The sequence below is a fragment of the Christiangramia portivictoriae DSM 23547 genome, from assembly GCF_000423045.1.
Lineage (GTDB): Bacteria > Bacteroidota > Bacteroidia > Flavobacteriales > Flavobacteriaceae > Christiangramia > Christiangramia portivictoriae.
The window spans coordinates 229,340-252,008 of record NZ_AUHF01000008.1 but is presented as its reverse complement, the minus strand read 5'-3'; the positions used below and the strand labels follow the sequence as shown (position 1 = coordinate 252,008).

Sequence of the window (22,669 nt, the reverse complement as noted above, 5' to 3'; positions counted from 1 at the left end):
CAGAGCAAATATGTGAACAAATTATCTAATAAAAAAACCAATTTAGGGTTGAATTTTAAGAAAAAATATCGCATACTTGATTCTGAGCCTGAATATAAAAAACCTTTCTGGGAAAGGCGACAAAAATCACATGAAATCACACGAAACTTTTGTTAAAGTACGATATGCCGAAACCGATCAAATGGGTGTGGTACATCATAGCATTTATCCGCAATACCTTGAAATTGCTAGACTTAACTGGCTTGACACACTTGGTATCTCCTACAAAAGTATGGAAGAGGAAGGGATAATGTTGCCGGTATTCGAATTAAATTTAAAATATCACAAACCGGTTACTTTCGATGAAAAAATCAGGATAAAAACACGCCTTCGCGAGCAGCCAAATGTTAAAATCATCTTTGACTATTCTCTGTATAATGAACAGGGAAATTTGGTTACCTCAGGCTACACTGTACTGGTATTTATGGATGCAAAATCCAGAAAGCCGGTTAGGTGTCCAAAATACATGTTGGAGGCACTTGGTTATTGATCTTCAAGACCTGAAATTTCAACTTTATAAGTATTATCGAACTTTGAAAAAATACTCTCCACGTCACTTTTTCTAACGGCTATATAAATTTTACAATCCAGTTCCAGTTTTTGATCAATAACATTCAGGTTGTTTTTTTTAATCACCTGCATGACCTTATTCATTTCAGGATAGTCGAACTTGATGACAAAAATCTCATCGATGGTTCGCTTGATGATGTTTGAAGATTCCAGTGCCATTTGTGCCGTAGTCTTATAAGCGTTGATGAGTCCGCCAACCCCCAGCTTTACACCGCCAAAGTATCTTACCACCACAATAAGAATATTGGTGACATCAAAACTTTGAATCTGGCCATAAATGGGCATTCCCGCCGAGTTGGATGGCTCACCATCATCGTTCGCGCGATAATGGTGATCTTCCTCTGCCTTTCCGGTTTGCCAGGCATAGCACCAGTGTCTTGCTTTGTGATGGGCTGCACGTAATTCTTCCAGGTGTGTTGCCGCATCTTCTTCAGTTTTGATGGGAAAGGCATACCCGTAAAATTTAGAATTCCGATCCTTGAATAGAACTTCCGGCGAGGCTTTAGTAATAGTTTGATACGTATCCTTCATATGGCAGAGTTGGCTACAAGAATGATGCTAATGATCGCCAGGATAAGTCCTATCCAGTTTTTCCTGATCAATCGTTCCTTGAACAGGACGATACCTACAATGGTGGAAAGAGCGACAATACTTACATGGTTCATCGTAAATATGGTGGAGCTTTCATAACCTTCACTGCGTAGCGCCAGCACCAGAAAGTAAATTGAAAAATAATTCGGGACTCCGAGTGCTATGCCTCCCAATAGATTTTTGAGCTGAAGTTTTAGCTGGCCGCGTATAGCCTGGTATAGCATGACCAGAACACCCAGAAATCCAGCCGTCGCAAAGATGGTTGAACTAAAGAGGCCTACATCAGTTTTCGAGACATAACTGGTTTCAAGATATTTTAAACTGGTATCAATGATTCCGCTACCAAGAAAGACCAGCAATGGAAAAATTAGATTCTGCCATTTGATACTAATGCCATCCTTTGTTTTGATAGAGGTAAGGTAAACTGCCACCAGGGCAAGTAAGATCCCGGCGATCTTCAGGATGCCGGTGCTTTCATTATAAAGAAAAATTCCGCAGAATACTGGTATGGCGACCGACATTTTAGTGGCAACCGCAACGACTGAGAGTCCGCTTTTCTGGGTCGTGATAGCTGCAAGGTTGAAAACGGTAATAAATAAGACCCCAAGCATTAAGGCTCCGGGGAACCACTTTTCAGAAGGAACGGTGCTGATCTCAGAGCCGTTGATAAATCCAAAATATCCTACCGTACAGGCGATAAAATAATTGATCACGATCGCCTGAAGTGTATTGACTTCATACTTTTTATAAAGCCGAAATACTATAAAAATGATGGTTGAAGAGAGAACACTTAGAAGCAGGTAGATCAAAATAACTCTTTTTTAGCGGTGAATAGGTCAATCACGTCTTCGCGTGTAGGTTCCAGTGTCCATACATGCATTCCCAGTGATGCCGCCGCTTTGGTATTCTCTGGCGTATCATCTATAAATAAACACTCCTCTGCACGAAGTTCATGCTGTCTAAGGATAAATTCGAATATCTCCACATCCGGTTTACGCATTCCTATCTCATGAGAGAGGTAAAACGCATCAAAACAGCTTTTAAAATCCTCGTAGAATGGAACTCTGGATTGTATGTTTTCTATATGATTCTGGTTGGTGTTGCTTAGCAGGATGAGTTGGTAATCTTCCTTGTTTTTCAATTTCTGAAGAAATTCAAGTCTATATTTTGGGAAGTCAAGCAAAATCGAATTCCAGGAATTTAAGAATTCTGTGTGTTGTAGCTGCGGAAATTCAGTACGATAAATATTGGATATTTCATCTGAAGTTACAAAGCCCTGTTCATAATCCCGGTTGCGACTATGGATATGTTCCGGCAGATCTTCAATCTGCATTCGTTTAAGATTTTGCTGAGTGGCCGTTTTATCTAGATTGATAAATACATCTCCAAAATCAATTATGATGGTCTTAATCATGATGTTTATTTCTGAAAGTTTCTAAAAGATCTGTCTCAATTTGGCGAGTAGAAACAGGTTGTAAATCTAAAACCGGCGCTTTAACACCATTACCGAAGCGGTTGTCACCTGTAAATACCCGTGCCTCATCCCAGAGATTTGAAGATATGAACTGCTGTAAAATATTCTCGCCACCCTCAATGATAAGTGATTGGATTTCCTGTTCATGGCAAATTCTGCAAATTTCTCCGGCAATATTTTCTGAAAATTCAATCTTCTGGTATTGGAGATTTAAATGTTCCTTATCGTTCAATTGTTTGTTTAGAACGATGGTTTTGATTGTACGATCGAATAGCGCGAGCTCTTTGGAAAGTTTAATTTCCCTGTCGATCACTAGCCTTACGGGTGCATTTCCAGTCCAGTTTCTAATATCCAGTCGGGGATTATCTGCGAGGGCCGTTCCCGTTCCAACCAGGATACCAGCTTCTTCACTGCGCCATTTATGAACCAGCTGTTTGCTATAGCGATTGGAAATCCAGACCGGTCTATTGGTACCTTTAGTTTTTGGAGCAAGAAAAAGGTCCCGGGTCTGGGCCCATTTTAAAATGATATAAGGTCTTTTCTTTCTGTGAAACGAGAAAAAACGCCTGTTCAAAGCGGTACACTGCTCTTCAAGAATTCCAACCTGAACTTCTTTTCCAGCCTCCAGTAATTTTTTAATTCCGCGGCCAGCGACTTTTGCAAATGGGTCCATCGTGCCAATTACTACCCTGGGAATTCCTTTATCAATAATGAGATCACTGCATGGAGGGGTCTTTCCAAAATGGCTGCAAGGCTCCAAACTAACATAGATGGTGGCTTCTTTTAAAAGCTGTTGATCCTTAACTGAATTGATCGCATTCACTTCAGCATGAGCTTCGCCGGCTTTTTGATGCCAGCCTTCGCCAATGATCCTGTTATCATGAACAATGACGCTGCCCACCAGAGGATTGGGATAGGTGTTTCCAAGCCCGTTTTCAGCCAGTTCTATACAGCGTTTAATGTATTTTTCGTGTATATTCACAGCACAAAAATAGAATTAATTAGGCAGAATGGATACATGGAAAATTCGGGAAATCAAAGCCGAAGATAATCAGCAGGTTAAACATTTAATTCAAAGCGTCTTGGTGGAAATGGGAGTTCCTAAAGTTGGAACGGCCTACGAGGATAAAGCTTTGGAAGATATGACTGCAGAGTATGCAGGAGAGTCCAAAGCATATTTCGTGGTAGTGGAGAACGGTAAAGTGATTGGCGGCGCCGGGATCGCAGCTTTGAGAGGAACGGAAGAACCAATATGCGAACTCCAAAAGATGTATTTTCTGCCCGAAGCGCGAGGCAGAGGAATTGGGACGAAAATGATCAATACCTGTTTGGATTTTGGGCGACAGCAATCTTTTGAGAAATGCTATATTGAAACACTTCCCTATATGGAAAATGCCCGGAAATTATATCATCGTACTGGATTTGAAACGGTAGAAGAGCCGGTAGGGGATACCGGTCACTACAACTGCACGGTTTATATGCTTAAAGATCTGTAAAACTGAAACACCAATGCAGTTAGCGAATTTTAAAAAAGTATTTTTTGAAGAACTTTCAGATTTCTATCCGGATACTGAAGTGCAATCTTTCTACTTTATGCTGACGCAGCAATTCCTGGGAAAATCCAGGCTGGAACTGGCACTTGAACCTGAGTGTGAAATTTTAGAAGAGCAGAGGAATCAATTTCAGGATGCCCTGGACAGGCTAAAAATTCATGAACCCATTCAACACATTTTGGAGAGATCAGAGTTCTTTGGATTAACTTTCAAAGTAAGCAAAGAAGTGCTGATTCCCAGGCCAGAGACTGAAGAACTGGTATCATGGATTCTTGAGGACTTTTCTTCCGAAGAAAAACTCATCAGGATTCTGGATATTGGATCCGGCAGCGGCTGTATCCCAATAAGCCTGGCAAAAAATTTAAGTTCTGCGGAAGTGCATTCCTGGGACGTTTCAGCAGAAGCTTTAAAAATTGCTGAATTCAATGCTAAATTTAACAATTTAGGGGTTAATTTTCAACTGAAGGATATTCTGGAAACGAAAGATCTGGAGCAGGAATTTGACGTGATAGTTTCCAACCCGCCCTATGTGCGCAATCTGGAAAAAAAAGAGATGCACGCAAACGTACTTAATCATGAACCTGCGCTGGCGTTGTATGTGGATGATAAAGACCCACTTATTTTCCATCGCAAGATTAGCGAACTGGCAGCTAAAAACCTGAAAGTTGGCGGAAGTTTGTATTTTGAGATTAACCAGTATCTGGGCGCAGAAACTCTGGAAATCGTAAGGAGATTTGGTTTTGAAGCAGGTTTAAAAAAGGATATTTTTGGTAACGATCGAATGCTTAGAGCAATTAAAAAGAATGAAGGAGCATTATAACATTATAGAGAACGTGGCAGTCTTCTGTGCCAGTAGCGATGGAGTAGATCCTCAAATTTTTCAAACAGCTTTTAAACTGGGTGAAGAGCTTGCCAGGCGAGATATCCGGCTGGTTTATGGCGGTAGTAAGCTTGGTCTCATGGGACAGGTTGCAGAAGGGATCATGCAAAATGGTGGTTTTGCCACCGGGGTTATTCCGGAGTTTTTAAAGACGAAAGAAGTAGTGCACAAAGGGCTGGACAGGCTTATCACTACTGCAGATATGCACGAACGCAAACTAAGCATAAATGAACTCAGTGATGCTTTTATCACGCTACCCGGAGGTTTTGGGACTTTTGAAGAGCTGTTCGAGATCGTGACCTGGGCTCAGCTTGGTTTGCATCGAAAACCTGTTGGTTTACTTAACATCAACGGTTTTTATGATGATCTTTTGAGGATGCTCAAAACAATGACAGAAAAAGGTTTTCTAAAGGAAGATAATCTTGAGATCCTGCTTGTGGCCGATAACATTGAAGAATTGCTGAGCCAGATGCATGGCTTTAAGCCCAGGCCGGTTCCCAAATGGATGAATAAAAACCAGCCCTGATATGAAGATTCATAAACTTTGTCTGTATACTTCAGATATACCTCGGCAGTATTCCTTTTACAAAGATTTACTGGGAATGGAAATTATCTGTTATGAAGAAGATCATTTCGAGATACAATGCGGATTTTCAATCTTAAGATTCGAATACAGGGAGCAGTATGAACCAACACATTTTGCTTTTCATATTCCCGATGAACAGGAACAGGAGGCATTGAACTGGTTGCAAACGATTGTCCCGGTTCTACAATATAACGACCAGTATATCATCGACTTCAGTAACTGGAACGCGAAGTCGGTTTATTTCTATGATAAGGATCGCAATATTGTGGAATTCATCTCTCGCAGGAATTTTAGAAAACCCGAACTTGGTGTATTTTCTGCTGAAAGTGTCATAGGAATCGCAGAAATAGGATTGGCGACCAGAAACATCAAAGAAATTTTCAAACCATTGAATGTAGAGGTCGATCTTCATAAATATGATGGAGACTACGAACATTTTTGCGCGATTGGTGAAGATTCAGGTTTACTGATTGTGGTAAATAGTGCAAACAAAGAATGGTTTCCAACAAATGACCAGGCAAATCCTTCAGATTTTGTACTGAATTTTGAACATGAAAAAAGAAATTTTCAGTTGAAATTCGAGAAGGAGAATTTAAATATTTCCGAATAAGACAGATAAAATATGGACGCGGAAAAGAAGATAGCGGCTTTAAGAGAGGAATTACAACAACATAATTACAATTATTATGTAATGGATAAACCGCAAATAAGTGATTATGATTTTGATATGAAGCTCAAGGAATTGCAGGAGCTGGAGGATCAAAATCCTGAGCTGTTCGACGAAAATTCACCTACCCAGCGTGTAGGTGGAGCGGTTACCAAGAACTTCAGGACCATCGTACATGATCAACGTATGTATTCGCTGTCAAATTCTTATTCAAAGGAAGAGCTGCAAGATTGGGAGAAAAGAATTCGTAAGAGTGTGGATGGTGATATTTCCTATGTCTGCGAGCTTAAATATGATGGTGCTTCTATAAGCTTAACCTACGAAAATGGTCAGCTATTCCGGGCGGTTACTCGAGGTGATGGATTTCAGGGTGATGAGGTTACGAGTAATGTACGCACCATACGTTCGGTTCCATTAAAACTGAAAGGTGATTTCCCGGAACGTTTCGATATCCGGGGAGAGATCGTGCTGCCATACGAAGGTTTCGCGAAAATGAATGCAGAGAGAGTGGAGGGCGGAGAAGAACCTTATGCAAACCCGAGAAATACAGCTTCCGGAAGTTTGAAATTGCAGGATAGTGCTGAGGTGGCTCGTCGCCCGCTGGAATGTTTGCTCTATAGTATTGTTGGTGCTAACCTAAATATCAAAACTCAATTCGAAGGTCTGGAAATGGCGCGAAAATGGGGTTTTAAGGCTCCTGCAGAATCAGAATTAAAATCATCCATCGAAGAGGTTTTTGAATATATCAATTACTGGGACAAGCATCGTCATGACCTGCCTTATGAGACAGATGGCGTGGTGATCAAGGTTAACGATTTACATCAACAGGATGAGTTGGGCCATACCGCTAAATCTCCGCGTTGGGCGATTGCCTATAAGTTCAAGGCAGAACAGGAATCAACGATCCTGGATAAGATTACGTACCAGGTAGGACGAACGGGGGCGATCACTCCTGTGGCAAATCTACAGCCGGTGCAACTTGCTGGGACGGTTGTAAGGAGAGCTTCCCTGCATAATGCAGACCAGATCGAAAAACTGGATATCAGGGAAGAAGATACTGTTTACGTGGAGAAAGGAGGAGAGATCATTCCGAAAATTGTGGGAGTTGATTTTACAAAGCGCGACCCGGATTCCAGTCCTACGGCCTATGCTTCTCATTGCCCCGAGTGTGATACAGAACTTATAAGAAACGAAGGGGAAGCTCAGCATTATTGCCCAAATACCAACGGCTGCCCTCCACAGATCATTGGCAGGATTCAGCATTATATATCAAGAAAAGCAATGGATATAGAAGGTCTTGGTGGTGAGACCGTTGCCTTGCTGGTAACGGCAGGACTTATCCATAATTATGCAGATCTCTATACGTTGACCAAAGATGATATTCTGCCTCTGGAAAGAATGGCTGAAAAATCTGCGGAAAATCTTATAAGTGGGATCGAAAAATCTAGAGAGATCCCCTTTGAAAGGGTTTTATTTGGATTAGGAATAAGATACGTTGGAGAAACGGTGGCCAGGAAACTGGCCAAACATTTCAAGTCGGTAGAAGCTTTGATGGCAGCCAGCAAAGAAGAGCTGGAGAACATTGATGAAATTGGAGAACGTATCGCCTGGAGCGTGGGTGATTTCTTCAGTAATACTGAAAATAGAGAAAACGTGGAGCGTCTCCGGCAATATGGAATTCAAATGGAAGTATCCGCAGAGAAACTGGCGAATCAAACCAGTATTCTGGAAGGTAACACGTTTGTGATCTCTGGAGTATTCAACAAGGTTTCAAGAAACGACCTTAAGAAAATGATCGAGGATAATGGAGGAAAGGTATCCAGCTCGATCTCCTCCAAAACGAACTACCTGGTGGCCGGTGAAAACATGGGGCCTAGCAAACTTGCCAAAGCAGAAAAACTGGGAACTCAAATGCTGAGCGAAGACGAATTTCTGGCCATGCTGGATAAGTAGAAAGTTGTGAGAAAAATTTTCTTAATACTGGTATGTCTACAAATTGGTTTCATCTCGAAAGCACAATCCATTCCTGAAGATTTTGTGTATCTCAAAAACGTACTGCCTTTTGTGATAGAAGAAGTTCGCTATGCCGGAAATCATAATTTTACAGGAAGACCTGTTCTCGGATATGAATCGGCACAGATTGTTCTCACAAAAAAAGCGGCAGAAGCCTTGAAAAACGTGCAGAAAGAGCTTATTCAGCAGGATTTGATGCTGAAAGTTTTCGATGGTTATCGCCCACAATCTGCTGTTAATGAGTTTGTAGTCTGGGCTCGAAAACCGGCAGATACGCTGGCTAAGCGTGAATTTTACCCAAACATTGATAAAAGCAGGCTCTTTGAACTGGGGTATATTGCCTCAAAGTCAGGACATTCCAGGGGTGGGACTGTAGATCTTACCTTGGTTAATGTAGAAACCTGTGAGGAATTGGATATGGGTGGAGCTTATGATTTTTTCGGAGAAATTTCTCATCATCGTTCTGCTTCGGTGACTTCAGAACAAAAATCGAACAGGGAAACGTTGCGAACAGTCATGCTTCGAAATGGCTTCCGAAGTTATTCTGAAGAATGGTGGCATTATACTCTGAATGCTGAACCTTTTCCCTATCAGTATTTCGATTTCCCGATAAAATAATTAAACCGAAATTTTCGCACCGTCTGCAGAGAATTTTTTTCCATTTTGAAAGAAGAAATCAACCCTGCCCAGGTAGACGCCATAGCAACCAACCTGGTTTACCAGCACCGGGTTTCCAGCCTTATTGGTTTCCACCGTTGGTTTGTCAAGAAATGTATGGGTGTGGCCTCCAATAATCAGATCAATATTTTCGGTAGCTCTCGCCAGTTTTAGATCGCCCGTTTTTTGAGATGAATAGCTATATCCCAGGTGTGACAAACAAATCACCAGATCGCAGTTTTCTTCTTCCTTTAGAATACGACTCATATCGGTAGCCATCTCAATAGGGTCTAAATATTCCGTTTCCTTATAAAGTTTCTTGCTTACCAGTCCCTGCAATTCGATCCCAACGCCAAAAACACCAATCTTGATACCGTCTTTTACAAAAGTGCGATACTTATCGGTTTTTCCATCCATAATAGTATTACTAAAGTCGTAATTTGAAATTACGAAAGGAAATTTTGCGTGTGGCAGCTGGGCGAAGAGTCCGTCGATACCATTATCGAAGTCATGATTGCCCAGAGTTGCTGCATCATACTTAAGCATGCTCATGAGCTTGAATTCAAGTTCGCCCCCATAGAAATTGAAATAAGGCGTTCCCTGGAAAATATCTCCAGCATCCAGTAACAAGGTATTAGGATTTTCCCGGCGAATTTTTTCCACGAGGCTCGCTCTTCTGGCAACTCCTCCCAGATTTGCATTTCTACCCGCATCTGGACCGAAAGCTTCAATATGACTATGTACATCGTTTGTGTGCAGGATCGTGATCTGTTGTCTTTCAGGTTTAAATGATAAAGCTGATAGTCCGCCAAGGCTTAGCATTGCGGTAGCGGCTGCCGTATTTTGAATAAAATCTCTTCTCTTCATAATTACTGTCTTATATATCGATCATCGATCACGCTTCTAATGGTGTCGGTCTTTTTAAAATAGTCTATCATCACATTCCTGATCTTGTATTCACTGGACTGTAGACTTACAGGGTTGGCAAAGAATTTCATGTTATCACCACCGCCCACCAGGTAATCTGAGGTCGCTACAAAATAGGTGCTGTCTTTGGAAACCTGCTGTCCCTGGATCGTAAAGTTTTTTATAAGGTAGCTTCCATCTGCAATGATCTGAACGCCACTCACCGGGTGCGCAGTTTTTGCCTTACTGAGGTAATCCATCATTTCCATTATTTTCTCACCTTTCAATTCAGCAATCACTACTTCATTTTCAAAAGGCATGATCTGGTATGCCGTCCTGGTACTCACATTTCCCACGGGGATTTCTGCCCGGATTCCACCATGATTAAGCAGCACCATGTCGATGCTATTTCCGGTATTTTTTTGAAAGACTGGATTCACTTGTTCCATCAGGGCATCTGCCATAAGGTTGCCAATGGCAGTATTCAGGTCTCCATCACTTTTGCTGAGAAAACTGGGATTGTAGCTCAGTGGTGAATCAAGGGTTTCATTCAGGTGCTGTTTGTATGGCGCTATAAATTCAGCAATTTTAGGATCTTCCTGGACACTATTGTCTACAGCGATCCTTTTTCCCTCTACCTGCTCCAGCTGCCTGTATTCAGATTTACAGGAAATCATCACGATGGTAGCAGCTAAAAAGATCTTGGTAAGTTTTTTCATTTCAGTCACAATTACTTTTCAAATATAGCAAGAATAGCTGGCAAGGTTGGTACATAAAAACACTTATAAGTGCATTAATGCAGGAGCCTTTAGCCATGGTGGGCCCGGTGGATAGTATGCCTCTCTTCAATTTGCGGGCAATAGTGTTTTGTAATTTTTAGAATTGCATCTTATACATAAGAAATTGTTTTTCCAGGATTTTTTCAAATCCGGAAACAGCTCCAGTGTGCGGGATGTCCCGATCCGGAATTTCACAAATTCAACAAAGCTGTTTAATCTGCGGAATCTTCACTTCGGAAGCCACCTGAAGAGATAGCAGGCTGATAGAAATTATTTACATTTGCCGACCGAAACCTTGGAATGATCACGAATAAAATCAAATCTGTTCAGCTTAAAAAAGCTATCGGTATACTGAAGGAGAACAGGCAGGTCGGCTCTGCAAATTCAAACCGGGTATTACTGGTCATTGCTGAAGATCATTTGGAAGATTACGGGAGCATCTCTGAGGTGTATCTTGACCTGGGCGTGCCGCAACAGGATTTTCATATAATTATCTGCGGAAGTGCTTCAGTTGAAACGGCGAAGAATATGTTGCAAATTGGTCTGAAAGATATTGGGATTGATGGTTCTGTGAGCAATAAAGAGCTCGCGACACTCTTAGAACATAAGTTTGGCTTAGCGATCGTTATTGCTGGAGAAGAGGCTTTGTTAGCATATTATGTTGCATCCAAATCACAGGCAGCATTATTGATAGGAAATTCTCCAGATCCATTTTCGATCCTGGATATAGAAATTAGTGAAAATGATGCTTCTCTATTTGAGGCTGAATTGATAAGATATTATAGAATTATAAAAAATAAATAGGAATGGAAGCTTTTATTGGAACCGGAGTAGCACTGGTTACTCCTTTTAAAGATGATCTAAGTGTAGATACAAACGCTCTTTCAGCATTGGTAAAAGACCAGATAGCGAACGGCATCGAATATTTAGTGGTGCTGGGAACCACTGCAGAAAGTGCAACTCTTAGCAAAAAGGAGAAAGAACTTGTAAAGACCGTGATCAGGGAAGCTAACCAGGGAAAACTACCTTTGGTTCTGGGAATGGGTAGCAATGATACGGCCGGACTGGTAGAAGAGCTGATGACCGAGGATGTGGAAGGTTTTGATGCGATACTTTCAGTATCTCCATTTTACAATAAACCAACCCAGGAAGGAATTTACCAGCACTTCAAAGCAGTGGCTGAAGCTTCACCATTACCAGTTATTCTGTACAATGTACCTGGCAGAACAGCGAGTAACATCCTGCCGGAAACCATCAACAGGATCGCCAGAGATTTTAAAAATGTAATAGGAGTGAAAGAGGCTGCCGGAGATATAGTACAGGCGATGAAGTTAATTTCACTGGTGCCGGAAGATTTCCTCGTCATTTCAGGAGATGATATGATTACGTTACCTATGACCCTGGCTGGCGGGAAAGGAGTGATCTCGGTAATTGGACAGGGCTTGCCTAAAGAGTTTTCAGAAATGGTGCGTCTGGGCTTAGCTGGGAAAGTTGAGGCAGCTTATAAGTTACACTATCGCATAGCGCCATCTATAGATATGATCTTTGCTGAAGGAAATCCTGCCGGGATCAAGGCAATGCTTCATAAAAGAGAACTGGTTCAGAACAACCTGAGACTGCCTTTGGTAAAAGCTAGTGACGCACTTTACGCAAAGATTTCAGCCTTTGTCAAGAATTTCTAGCTGCCAGGCCAACAAAAATAAATTTTAAAAGACTTTCCTGATACAATAAATGCCCATAAACAGGGTTATTTGAGTAGTTTAGGAAAGTTTTTTTTATACTAACAAAAAATGTATTTTTGCCAGATGTTTTTACGTATCATGAAAAAAGGAATTCTCGCACTAGGTCTTTTGCTGCTCACTGTATCCTGCAGTGAATATCAGTCCTTGCTGAAAAACGAGGAAACTGCGCCTAAGTATACGGCAGCAGAGGAATTATATACCCAGGGGAAAGAGGAAGATGATAACGGAAAGTTGCGTAAAGCATTGCGGCTATTGGAACAGATAGAGCCGGAATACCGGGGTAAACCTCAGGGAGAACGACTGGTTTATATTCTCGGTGATACATACTACCAGTTAGGGGATTATTACAATGCTCCCTTTAACTTTGAACGTTTCGTGCAGCTGTATCCAAACAGTCAAAAGGTAGAAGAGGCAGAGTACAAAGCTGCGGTTAGCTATTATAATCGCTCACCACGCTTTAACCTGGATCAAACCGACACCAGAAAAGCGATCGAAGAACTTCAGGTTTACCTGAACAAGTACCCGGAAGGTGAATTTGTAGATTCAGCGAACGATTATGCGACGGAGTTGCGAGTAAAGCTGGAGAAAAAGGCTTATGAAATCGCGAAGCAGTATCATAAAACCAGGTATTACAAAGCGGCTATCGCTTCTTTCAATAACTTCATTGCAGACTATCCGGGCTCTCCATTCAGAGAGGCCGCTTACTACTATAGATACGACTCTGCGTACCAGTTGGCGATCAATAGTTTTGAAGTATTGATGGAAGAAAGACTTGAAAATGCCAGGGAATTTTACAATTCCTATAATAAATATTATCCTGATGGAGAGTTTGCTCAGGACTCTGAGGCTTCCATGATGGAAATTGATAAAAGGTTAGAGAATTTTTAAAAAAGGAATGATGGATTTTAAAAAAATTGATGCCCCGGTCAACACGACTACGATCAACAAAAACGAAGTAGATGCTCCTACCGGAAACATTTACGAGGCGATTTCTATTGTAGCGAAGAGAGCTGGACAAATTAATGGTGAAATCAAAAAAGAGCTTTTAGAAAAGCTTGATGAGTTCGCTACGTACAATGATTCTCTTGACGAGATTTTTGAAAACAAAGAGCAGATCGAGGTTTCAAAATTCTATGAAAAACTTCCTAAGCCACAATCCCTTGCGATACAGGAGTGGCTTGACGACAAGATCTACTGGAGAAACACCAAGGATACCGAAGAATAGAATCGGTTAGCAGATATGTCTGTACTTCAAGGCAAAAAAGTTTTACTTGGCATTACCGGAGGTATTGCTGCCTATAAAACTGCTTCACTGGTACGACTGTTTGTGAAGTCTGGTGCTGAGGTCAGGGTTGTAATGACTCAGGCTGCCAAAGAATTTATCACTCCGCTTACGCTTTCAACACTCTCAAAAAATGAAGTTTATTCTTCATTTACGAACGATGAGAATGAGAACGAAGAATGGAACAATCACGTGGAACTCGGCCTTTGGGCCGATTTCATGCTTTTGGCCCCTGCCACCGCCAGTACGCTATCCAAAATGGCTTCTGGAAACAGCGATAATATCCTGCTGGCCACTTATCTTTCAGCGAAATGTGAAGTATTCTTTGCTCCGGCAATGGATCTTGACATGTATAAGCATCCATCTACGACCAAAAGTTTCGAAACACTTCAGGCTTACGGGAACATCATGATTCCGGCAGGAACCGGAGAGCTGGCCAGCGGACTTTCTGGAAAAGGAAGAATGGCAGAGCCAGAAGAGATCATTCAATTTATCGAAGATCATTTATCTAAAGAACTTCCGCTTCAGAATAAAAAGATTGTGATCACCGCCGGTCCAACTTATGAAGCTATAGACCCGGTTCGCTTCATTGGCAATCATTCCAGTGGTAAAATGGGTTTTGCCCTCGCATTAAAGGCGGCAGAGGCTGGCGCGAGGGTGATATTGATCTCAGGACCAACGCATCTCCAGATCTCACATTCCAGTATCGAAGTACAAAGAGTGACGAGTACCCGGGATATGTATGAAGCCGCTCACGCTCATTTTGGCAGCGCAGATGTATTTATTGCTGCGGCTGCTGTTGCCGATTACCGGCCGAAATATGTGGCAGATCAAAAGATCAAAAAAAACGATTCCTCCTTAACCCTGGAGTTAACCAAAACCGAAGATATACTGGCTTCCCTGGGAGCTATCAAAACAAGTCAGAAACTCGTAGGTTTTGCTTTGGAAACCAATAATGAAGAGGAAAATGCCCGAAAAAAGCTTGAAAAGAAGAATCTTGATTTTATTGTCTTAAATTCACTTAAGGATTCTGGTGCAGGCTTTCAGGGAGATACCAACAAGATCAGGATCATTTATCCAGATAGCAAACTGGAATTTGATCTTAAAAGCAAAACTGAAGTTGCCCAGGATATCATAACTGAAGTAATCAAAATGTTCCATGCGTAAAATTGTCTTTCTCGTATTGTTCGCTTTTATTTCCCAAACTGGGATCGCTCAGCAATTAAATTGTGAAGTAGTGGTAAATGCGGAACAGACCGGGCAGGCAAACCTTTCTGTATTTAAAACCCTGGAAAGATCGCTGAACGAATTTATCAACCAGACCACCTGGACAGACAGGCGCCTGCAGGATCATGAACGTATTAATTGTAGTATGTTCATTACGATTAACAGTTTTGAGGGAGAGAGCTTTAACGGCACGATCCAGGTCCAGTCTTCCAGACCTGTTTACGGGACGAGCATGATCACCCCGGTCTTTAATTTTAACGATGAACAGTTCAGTTTTAGTTACCGTGAATATCAGCCACTAAATTATAGCCAGAATACCTATACGAACAATCTTGTATCTGTAATCTCTTTTTATGTTTATACGATATTAGGACTGGATGCAGACACTTTTGCTCCGGAAGGAGGGACTGCATTTTTTGAGGAAGCCAACAGGATCGTTACTACGGCGCAACAGGGAAATTCACAGGGATGGCGAGGTTCAGATGGTCAGCGGTCACGTTTCAGGTTAAATGCAGATCTACTGGCGAATACGTATGCCGAATACAGGGAAGCATTATATGATTATCACCGGTTAGGTCTCGATGTGATGCATGCCGATGTACCGGCTGGAAAAACGGCCATTGCCGGGTCTTTAAATAAGCTGGAAGTGATGAACAACCGCAGGAACAATTCATTGTTGCTTCGTGCTTTTTTTGACTCCAAGGCAGATGAGATTGCCTCGATTTATAGCGGAGGGCCTGCTTATCCTGCGAAGAATGAGCTTATACAAACACTCAATAACATCGCTGCCAGGTATGCCCGTAGCTGGCGAAATATTCAGTAGTAATTTTGGTTGACTACGAGTATTTTCTCTCGTATATTTAGCACAAATTTGAACCATATTGCTTACATCTCTTTCCATAAAGAATTACGCGCTTATTGAAGATATTACCATGGATCTTCAATCTGGTTTTACGATCATTACCGGGGAAACCGGCGCCGGAAAATCCATTATGCTTGGTGCCCTGGGATTATTGCTGGGAGATCGCGCAGACTTCAGCAGTATTAGAAATACAGACAGGAAGTGCGTCATCGAAGGTCATTTCAGTATAAAAGATTATGCGTTACAGCAGTTTTTTGAAAAGGAAGACCTTGATTACGAGCAGAGCAGTATTATTCGACGTGAAATTTTACCATCAGGGAAATCCAGGGCCTTTATCAACGATACGCCTGTAAAGATCACCTCTTTGCAGAAACTTGGCACGTCTCTTATCGATATTCATAGTCAGCACGAAACCTTGAGTCTAGGAAATTCTGAGTATCAATTCAAGGTGATTGATACCATAGCAAAAAATGAAGCGCTCATCCTTCAGTATAAATCTGAATTAAAGGAGTATCGGAAATTTCAGAAACGATATGAAGAGCTTAAAGAGGAGCAGGCACAGGCATCAAAAGAATATGATTACAATCTGTTTCTTCTGAATGAATTGCAGGAAGCCGGACTTAAAGCAGGAATGCTGGAAGACCTGGAAGAAAGATATGAATCTTTAAACAATGTGGAAGAACTTACCGAAAACCTTAGTGCCGCTTTAAGCGCCATACAACAGGAAGAAATAGGAAGTTTGGAAACTTTGAAGTCGGCTCGATCTCATATATCCCGAATCGCCAAGTTCTCCGAAACTTATGATAATTTCTTTGAAAGATTACAGAGCGCGATCATAGAGCTGGATGATCTGGAGGCAGAAATGGCAGATGCACTTGAAGCGGTGGAAGCGAATCCAGAGGAACTGGAAAAGGTAAATCAAAAGTTGCAGATCATCTATAATCTGCAAAAAAAACACAATGCTGAAAGCGTAGAAGAATTATTGCAAATAGGAGAGGATCTTCAGGAGAAAGTTTCGGTTACAGAAAATGCTGAGGCAGCTTTGGAAGCAGCCGAAAAGGCCATCAAAAAGCAACATCTTGTGATATCTGCCACCGCTGCAAAACTGAACAAGAACCGTTCAAAGATCATCCCAACGTTTATCGAGCAGACTGAACTAATCCTGAAGGACCTGGGAATGCCGAATGCGAGACTCAATATTGAACTAAGTAGCTCATCAGATTTTTTAAGCAACGGCAGCGATAAGCTTGAATGGTTTCTTGCCGCAAATAAAGGTGGGAGTTTTAAAGAGATCAGGAAAGCTGCATCGGGTGGTGAGCTGTCCAGGATCATGCTGGCGGTAAAAAGTATCCTTGCAGCACAAAGTAAACTGCCTACCATCATTTTTGATGAAATTGATACCGGCGTCTCTGGTGATATCGCTCATAAAATGGGAGAGATCCTGGCCAGGATGGGAGTGAATATGCAGGTGATCGCGATCACTCATTTACCACAAATAGCTGGAAAAGGAAGTTCCCATTTTAAGATATTTAAAGAAGATAACGAGGTAGCCACGCAAACCAAAATCATCAGGCTGGAACAGGATCAAAGAATAGATGAACTGGCAATGATGCTTGGTGGGACCGGTGGAAGTGATTCTGCACGTGCCCATGCAAAAGCGCTGCTGAATTAATACCAGATCATCTCAGGCTCAAAAGGTGAAGGATTTCTTTCAACTTTGCTATATTTACAGGCTTAACAACCACAAAAAATAAATCACATGTCATATAACCTGCTAAAAGGTAAACGAGGAATCATATTTGGTGCATTGGATGAGAATTCAATTGCCTGGAAGACAGCAGAAAGAGTTCACGAAGAAGGTGGAACTTTCGTGTTAACAAACGCTCCAATTGCCATGAGAATGGGAAGTATCAAACAACTGGCTGAAAAAACCGGTTCTGAGATCATTCCTGCCGATGCTACCAAGGTAGAAGATCTTGAAAACCTTGTAGAGAAGTCTATGGAAATCCTAGGAGGAAAGATCGATTTTGTACTTCATTCCATCGGGATGTCTGTAAATGTGCGTAAGGGAAAACATTATACAGATATGAACTATGATTTTACGACTAAGGGCTGGGATGTTTCTGCAGTTTCGTTTCATAAAACCATGCAGGTGCTGTATAAAAAGGATGCGATGAATGAGTGGGGAAGTATCGTGGCACTAAGTTACATGGCGGCACAACGTGTTTTCCCTGATTATAATGATATGGCAGATAACAAGGCTTATCTGGAGTCTATTGCCCGCAGTTTTGGTTATTTCTTCGGAAAAGACAAAAAAGTGAGAGTAAACACCATTTCACAATCTCCAACTCCAACTACAGCAGGAACTGGAGTTAAAGGCTTCGATGGTTTTATTGCTTTTGCAGAAAAAATGTCTCCGCTTGGAAATGCTACTGCTTTAGAGTGTGCAGATTATACGTTGACTTTATTCTCAGATTTAACCAGAAAGGTAACTCTTCAAAATCTATTTCACGATGGTGGGTTCTCGAACACGGGAGTTAGCCAGGAAGTAATGGAAACTTTTGTTAAAGATCAGGAATAATTAAATTCTAAATATCAACTGCCGGAGCCTGGACAATTTGTTCGGCTTCCGGCAGTTCTGTTTCAAACCATCAGCATGCAGCCAGAATATTCATTTGTGATTCCTGTTTTCAACAGGCCTGATGAGATCAGGGAATTGTTGCAGAGCATGCTGAACATGCGTGCACCAGTATCTTTTGAAGTGGTGATCGTTGAAGATGGCTCTACAAAATCTTCAGAAACCGTGGTTGCTGAATTCCAGGATCGATTGGAGATTAGTTATTACTTTAAAATGAATTCAGGTCCGGGAGACAGTAGAAATTACGGTATGAGAAAAGCCAGGGCTCCATATTATCTAATTCTGGATTCAGATGTGCTGATGCCTGAAGATTACCTGGAGGAAGTTCACAATTTTTTATCTGCCAGTTATTATGATTGTTTTGGCGGGCCAGACGCCGCCCATCATTCTTTCTCCAACATTCAGAAGGCTATAGATTACAGCATGACCTCACTTTTTACCACCGGTGGAATACGTGGTGGTAAAAAAGCTGTCGATGAATTCCAGCCACGTAGTTTTAATATGGGATTAAGTGAAAAAGCCTTTGAGCTTACTAATGGATTTGGAAGAATACATCCCGGTGAAGATCCCGATCTAAGTTTGCGATTAAAGCAATTGGGAGTGAGAAGTTGCCTGATTCCGAATGCGCGTGTTTTCCATAAGAGGCGTATCGACTGGAAAAAGTTCTTTCTTCAGGTTAAGAAATTTGGAATGGTGCGACCTATTTTAAACCAATGGCATCCTGGATCGTCCAAAATCACCTACTGGTTTCCGACTTTGTTCATGCTAGGCCTTATAGGATCGATTGTTCTGTTGTTTGCGGGCTTTAGTATATTTATAGCCTGTTATCTTATTTATTTCCTAATTGTAGCGGTAGATGCCGCGATACGCAATAAAAGTCTATATATTGGGTTATTGGCGGTGAGAGCGGTAATTATCCAGTTCTCTGGGTATGGATATGGTTTTTTAGTTTCGAATTATCGAATTAATATACAGCAACAGGAACCGGAAGTGGCATTTCCTCAATTATTTTTCAAAAAACATGGCAACCAGGAGTAGAAGAAGATTTAAAAAATCAAGCATCAAGACATTCGGTTTTTTCCTCATCTTTTCTGCGATCGTGTGGGTGCTGGTGCAATTTTCAAAAACCTATACGCAGGTGATCGAAGTGCCGGTGAATTATCTCAATATTCCACTGGATAAAAGTATTTCTGAAGAGCGTCCCGATCACGTAGATCTCCAGTTGCAGGATAACGGCTTCAGTATTTATTACTATAAAATTTTTAACCCGAAACTGGATATAGATCTTTCCGAAGCTACCGAAAGCGATAAAAATCTTATCTACTCGATCGAGAACCATATTGCGGAAATCGAACAGCAATTAAAAGTTACCCTGGAAGAATCCAAGATCATTCAGGATGAAATCGTGATCCCATTCCAGTTCAAAAAAGAAAAAATGCTGAAGATCAATTCCAATATTGAGATTAGTTATGCTGTGGGATACTCGGCAGACGAAGATTTGGTATTGGTGCCAGACTCGGTGAAAGTGAGCGGGCCCGAGGAGCTTATTTCAAAATTAGAATCGGTCCCAACCTTTAGGAAAAAACTGGAAGATGTTAATAAAGACCTGGACGGCAGTGTAAAACTGGATACTACAGGCTTTGGAGCGTTGAGTTTTTATGAAAACAGTGTACGCTACAGGCAGAATGTCGAAAAATTTACGGAAGGTAAAGCCGAGATCCCGGTAGAAGTCATCAACGTTCCAGACAACCTGAACCTGGCTTATTTCCCAAAATCTGTAGTAGTATACTACCAGGTAAACCTGGAGGAATTTGATAAGGTGGAGGCGGCAGACTTCTCGGTAGTTTGTGATTATAAAAGTGTAAAACCGGGTGACGATTATATGATCGCTCAGATTAAAAGCAAACCGAAGTTGGTCAATAATCTTCGCTTGAATGAACGTAGAATTCAATTTGTGATCAAACGATGAAAATAGTAGGGCTCACCGGGGGGATTGGAAGTGGTAAAACGACTGTGGCTGGATTTTTTAAGGAGCTCGGCATTCCTATATATATTGCAGATGATGCAGGCAAGAGACTTCTTGCAGAGAGTAGGCCTATAAAAGAAAAGGTAAGCAAGTTATTGGGAGATAAGAGTTATAGTGCGAGCAAACCCGACAGGAAGTACATCGCGAACAAGGTCTTTAATGACAAACAACTCCTTGCAGATCTTAATGCCATCATTCACCCGGCGGTGGCAAAAGATTTTGAAGCGTGGGTTTCGCGGCAGTCTTCCGCATATGTGATTTACGAGGCAGCCATTCTTTTTGAAGTAGGAGGTTATAAGAAATGTGATCTCAGTATCCTGGTCACCGCTCCGCATACGTTAAAAATCGAAAGACTTCAGCAACGGGACGATAGTAGTATAGAGGAAATCGAAGCTCGAATGGATCATCAATGGCCAGATGAAAAGAAAGCTGAACTAGCTGATTTCATTATAGAAAACGAGGATTTACACCAAACCAAACTGCAGGTTCACGATATCCATAACCAAATCTTAAAAGCACGCGAAAATTGACGGAAGTTCTGTTAACATTTGGTTAAACAGCTTAAGCTCTAAATGTTAAAATATTACTTTTGACCGCATGAATAAGAAGCTTTTTGTCCTTCTCGTAGCGCTGATGAGCTTGTCTTTAATAGGCATCATATTCGTTCAGGGATATTGGATAAAAAGTACGATCGATGACAGGGAAGAGCAGTTTTCCTATAATGCGAAACAGGCTCTGATAAAGGTTTCCGAAGAGATTCAGAATGCAGAGTTTGAGCGCTATTATTTTCAGTTCAAGGATCCGGATAGTATCAATAGCACGTTAAGCGATCGAACGCTTACCGAATATTTCTACACCAACAGGGACGAAAACAGGAACGAAACTTATTTCAATTCAGAAACCATTCTGGAAGAAGATTATAAGGTTTCTTCAGGCTTTTTACAATTTGCGGAAGACAGTATCAAGTTCACCAAAATGATCAATAAAAAGGTGACAGATATCGTGCAGGAAAATAATCTTGAAGGTGGAAATTTAAGTGCCCGGCAGCGAATAGAGCATATCGAGAGACTTTCCAGGATGGAAGAGGTCGAAAAAGATATCGTGAGATCTGCGATTTCAGAACTTGTCGTGCGAATTCCTATTCATCAGCGCGTTTCAGAAGAAAAGATCAGGGAGCTACTGGAGGAGGAGCTGGCAGAAAGAAACCTGAAAACCGCTTTCGAATTTGGAGTTTTTAATAATTCGATAGCAACCACCGTTCATTCAGATAATTTTAGTCTCGATCACCCGGCGACCTATGCCGTGCCACTTTTTGTGGACTCAGCAGGTCGAAGCGGTTATCAGCTTTTGGTGAATCTTACAAACAGGAAAGAAGCAGTGCTTTCATCGGTAATTTTGATGGCCTGTTTGTCTATCATCTTTACACTAATCATTGTGATCGCGTATTCAAGTGCGTTATCCCAGTTGATCAAGCAAAGGCAGATTTCCCAGATCAAGACCGACTTTATCAATAACATGACGCATGAGTTCAAAACTCCAATTGCGACCATCAACCTCGCGCTGGATGCGATCAAAAATCCGAAAGTGATTGAAGATCGTTCCAAAGTGAACAGGTATTTGCAGATGATCAGGGATGAAAATAAAAGAATGCATGCCCAGGTGGAAAATGTTTTACGAATTTCAAAACTGGAAAAGAATGAACTGGATCTTAAAAAGGAAAGACACCAGTTGCACGACATTATTCTGGATGCAATCACGCATGTGGAATTGATCATTGAAGACCGTGGTGGTTATGTACAAACCCATTTTGGGGCTTTGCGTTCATCTGTACTGGCAAACCAGGATCATTTTACAAATGTGGTGGTGAATATACTAGACAACGCCATCAAATATTCTGACGATGCACCGAAAATTGACATTTATACCACCAACGTTAAGAACTATATCTATTGTGAAATAAGAGACCAGGGAATTGGAATGACCAAACTGGTTCAAAAGAAAATATTTGAAAAATTTTATCGCGAACATACCGGTGATATTCATAATGTAAAAGGTCACGGACTTGGTTTGGCATACGCCAGACAGATCATAGACGATCATCATGGACAGATCACAGTGAACAGCGAAAAAGGGAAGGGAAGTACCTTCATCATTAAATTACCACTAATATCATAAAA

The 22,669-nt window shown here is 41.4% G+C and carries 25 protein-coding genes; 19 read left to right on the top strand and 6 right to left on the bottom strand.

Features of this window, described 5'->3' with window-relative positions; translation table 11 throughout:
* Positions 1 to 130: 130 nt before the first annotated feature.
* Positions 131 to 529 carry an acyl-CoA thioesterase gene (locus G529_RS0107775; protein WP_026914997.1) on the top strand — a complete coding sequence of 133 codons (399 nt, stop codon included), beginning with the start codon at positions 131 to 133 and terminating at the stop codon, positions 527 to 529.
* Here G529_RS0107775 and G529_RS0107770 read toward each other — a convergent pair.
* The 4 genes from G529_RS0107770 to ribD are packed head-to-tail and all read right to left on the bottom strand — an operon-like array spanning position 523 to position 3,656.
* Entirely contained in the window at positions 523 to 1,140 is a 618-nt protein-coding gene (locus G529_RS0107770; RefSeq protein ID WP_026914996.1) for an IMPACT family protein, read from the bottom strand. The two genes, G529_RS0107775 and G529_RS0107770, sit on opposite strands and share 7 nt — an antisense overlap.
* The gene (locus G529_RS0107765; protein ID WP_026914995.1) at positions 1,137 to 2,009 is read right to left on the bottom strand and encodes an EamA family transporter; all 873 of its coding nucleotides are present in this window, start codon (positions 2,007 to 2,009) and stop codon (positions 1,137 to 1,139) included. The genes G529_RS0107770 and G529_RS0107765 overlap by 4 nt, the downstream gene beginning before the upstream one ends.
* A complete protein-coding gene (locus tag G529_RS0107760) occupies positions 2,006 to 2,614 on the bottom strand; it encodes an HAD family hydrolase (RefSeq protein ID WP_026914994.1) in 609 nt (202 codons plus the stop codon). Before G529_RS0107760 ends, G529_RS0107765 begins: the two co-directional genes overlap by 4 nt.
* On the bottom strand, positions 2,607 to 3,656 hold the full coding sequence (ribD, locus tag G529_RS0107755; RefSeq protein WP_026914993.1) for a bifunctional diaminohydroxyphosphoribosylaminopyrimidine deaminase/5-amino-6-(5-phosphoribosylamino)uracil reductase RibD: 1,050 nt from the start codon (positions 3,654 to 3,656) through the stop codon (positions 2,607 to 2,609). Before ribD ends, G529_RS0107760 begins: the two co-directional genes overlap by 8 nt.
* Before the next feature lie 28 nt (positions 3,657 to 3,684).
* Here ribD and G529_RS0107750 point away from each other — a divergent pair, with 28 nt between their 5' ends.
* From G529_RS0107750 to G529_RS0107725, 6 genes are read left to right on the top strand one after another with little or no spacing between them, the layout of a single operon-like run.
* Positions 3,685 to 4,170, top strand: coding sequence for a GNAT family N-acetyltransferase (locus tag G529_RS0107750; RefSeq protein WP_026914992.1), 486 nt, complete (start codon positions 3,685 to 3,687; stop codon positions 4,168 to 4,170).
* Between the two features lie 13 nt (positions 4,171 to 4,183).
* Positions 4,184 to 5,047: a peptide chain release factor N(5)-glutamine methyltransferase gene (gene prmC, locus G529_RS0107745; protein ID WP_026914991.1), complete on the top strand. Its 864-nt coding sequence runs from the start codon at positions 4,184 to 4,186 to the stop codon at positions 5,045 to 5,047.
* Positions 5,031 to 5,633 (top strand): LOG family protein, encoded by a 603-nt coding sequence (locus tag G529_RS0107740; protein WP_035695783.1) that lies wholly within the window; start codon positions 5,031 to 5,033, stop codon positions 5,631 to 5,633. The genes prmC and G529_RS0107740 overlap by 17 nt, the downstream gene beginning before the upstream one ends.
* A 1-nt stretch (position 5,634) precedes the next feature.
* Complete coding sequence (locus tag G529_RS0107735) at positions 5,635 to 6,303, top strand: VOC family protein (protein ID WP_026914989.1); 669 nt, start codon at positions 5,635 to 5,637, stop codon at positions 6,301 to 6,303.
* Positions 6,304 to 6,315: 12 nt separating this feature from the next.
* Positions 6,316 to 8,313, top strand: coding sequence for an NAD-dependent DNA ligase LigA (gene ligA, locus G529_RS0107730; RefSeq protein ID WP_026914988.1), 1,998 nt, complete (start codon positions 6,316 to 6,318; stop codon positions 8,311 to 8,313).
* Positions 8,314 to 8,319: 6 nt separating this feature from the next.
* On the top strand, positions 8,320 to 8,991 hold the full coding sequence (locus G529_RS0107725) for a M15 family metallopeptidase (RefSeq protein WP_051201389.1): 672 nt from the start codon (positions 8,320 to 8,322) through the stop codon (positions 8,989 to 8,991).
* On the opposite strand, the gene G529_RS0107720 is transcribed toward G529_RS0107725, so the two are convergent.
* Both G529_RS0107720 and G529_RS0107715 read right to left on the bottom strand, forming a co-directional pair.
* Positions 8,992 to 9,897 (bottom strand): metallophosphoesterase, encoded by a 906-nt coding sequence (locus G529_RS0107720; protein ID WP_026914986.1) that lies wholly within the window; start codon positions 9,895 to 9,897, stop codon positions 8,992 to 8,994.
* A 2-nt stretch (positions 9,898 to 9,899) separates the two neighbouring features.
* Positions 9,900 to 10,655 (bottom strand): 5'-nucleotidase C-terminal domain-containing protein, encoded by a 756-nt coding sequence (locus tag G529_RS0107715; protein ID WP_026914985.1) that lies wholly within the window; start codon positions 10,653 to 10,655, stop codon positions 9,900 to 9,902.
* A gap of 360 nt (positions 10,656 to 11,015) precedes the next feature.
* Here G529_RS0107715 and G529_RS0107710 point away from each other — a divergent pair, with 360 nt between their 5' ends.
* From G529_RS0107710 to G529_RS0107655, 12 genes are all read left to right on the top strand, one after another.
* A complete protein-coding gene (locus G529_RS0107710; protein ID WP_026914984.1) occupies positions 11,016 to 11,519 on the top strand; it encodes a DUF6913 domain-containing protein in 504 nt (167 codons plus the stop codon).
* 2 nt (positions 11,520 to 11,521) lie between these two features.
* A complete protein-coding gene (gene dapA, locus G529_RS0107705) occupies positions 11,522 to 12,397 on the top strand; it encodes a 4-hydroxy-tetrahydrodipicolinate synthase (RefSeq protein WP_026914983.1) in 876 nt (291 codons plus the stop codon).
* Between the two features lie 138 nt (positions 12,398 to 12,535).
* Complete coding sequence (locus G529_RS0107700; RefSeq protein ID WP_035695780.1) at positions 12,536 to 13,345, top strand: outer membrane protein assembly factor BamD; 810 nt, start codon at positions 12,536 to 12,538, stop codon at positions 13,343 to 13,345.
* Positions 13,346 to 13,355: 10 nt separating this feature from the next.
* Complete coding sequence (locus G529_RS0107695) at positions 13,356 to 13,682, top strand: DNA-directed RNA polymerase subunit omega (protein ID WP_026914981.1); 327 nt, start codon at positions 13,356 to 13,358, stop codon at positions 13,680 to 13,682.
* A 15-nt stretch (positions 13,683 to 13,697) separates the two neighbouring features.
* Positions 13,698 to 14,906, top strand: coding sequence for a bifunctional phosphopantothenoylcysteine decarboxylase/phosphopantothenate--cysteine ligase CoaBC (gene coaBC, locus G529_RS0107690; RefSeq protein ID WP_026914980.1), 1,209 nt, complete (start codon positions 13,698 to 13,700; stop codon positions 14,904 to 14,906).
* A complete protein-coding gene (gene porD, locus G529_RS0107685; RefSeq protein WP_026914979.1) occupies positions 14,899 to 15,789 on the top strand; it encodes a type IX secretion system protein PorD in 891 nt (296 codons plus the stop codon). Before coaBC ends, porD begins: the two co-directional genes overlap by 8 nt.
* Before the next feature lie 58 nt (positions 15,790 to 15,847).
* Positions 15,848 to 17,500 (top strand): DNA repair protein RecN, encoded by a 1,653-nt coding sequence (gene recN / locus G529_RS0107680; RefSeq protein WP_026914978.1) that lies wholly within the window; start codon positions 15,848 to 15,850, stop codon positions 17,498 to 17,500.
* An 87-nt stretch (positions 17,501 to 17,587) separates the two neighbouring features.
* Positions 17,588 to 18,409: an enoyl-ACP reductase FabI gene (locus G529_RS0107675; RefSeq protein ID WP_026914977.1), complete on the top strand. Its 822-nt coding sequence runs from the start codon at positions 17,588 to 17,590 to the stop codon at positions 18,407 to 18,409.
* 75 nt (positions 18,410 to 18,484) lie between these two features.
* Positions 18,485 to 19,504: a glycosyltransferase family 2 protein gene (locus G529_RS0107670; RefSeq protein ID WP_026914976.1), complete on the top strand. Its 1,020-nt coding sequence runs from the start codon at positions 18,485 to 18,487 to the stop codon at positions 19,502 to 19,504.
* The gene (locus tag G529_RS0107665; RefSeq protein WP_026914975.1) at positions 19,488 to 20,435 is read left to right on the top strand and encodes a YbbR-like domain-containing protein; all 948 of its coding nucleotides are present in this window, start codon (positions 19,488 to 19,490) and stop codon (positions 20,433 to 20,435) included. The genes G529_RS0107670 and G529_RS0107665 overlap by 17 nt, the downstream gene beginning before the upstream one ends.
* On the top strand, positions 20,432 to 21,022 hold the full coding sequence (gene coaE / locus G529_RS0107660) for a dephospho-CoA kinase (RefSeq protein ID WP_026914974.1): 591 nt from the start codon (positions 20,432 to 20,434) through the stop codon (positions 21,020 to 21,022). The genes G529_RS0107665 and coaE overlap by 4 nt, the downstream gene beginning before the upstream one ends.
* Before the next feature lie 67 nt (positions 21,023 to 21,089).
* Complete coding sequence (locus G529_RS0107655) at positions 21,090 to 22,667, top strand: sensor histidine kinase (protein ID WP_026914973.1); 1,578 nt, start codon at positions 21,090 to 21,092, stop codon at positions 22,665 to 22,667.
* Positions 22,668 to 22,669: the final 2 nt, after the last annotated feature.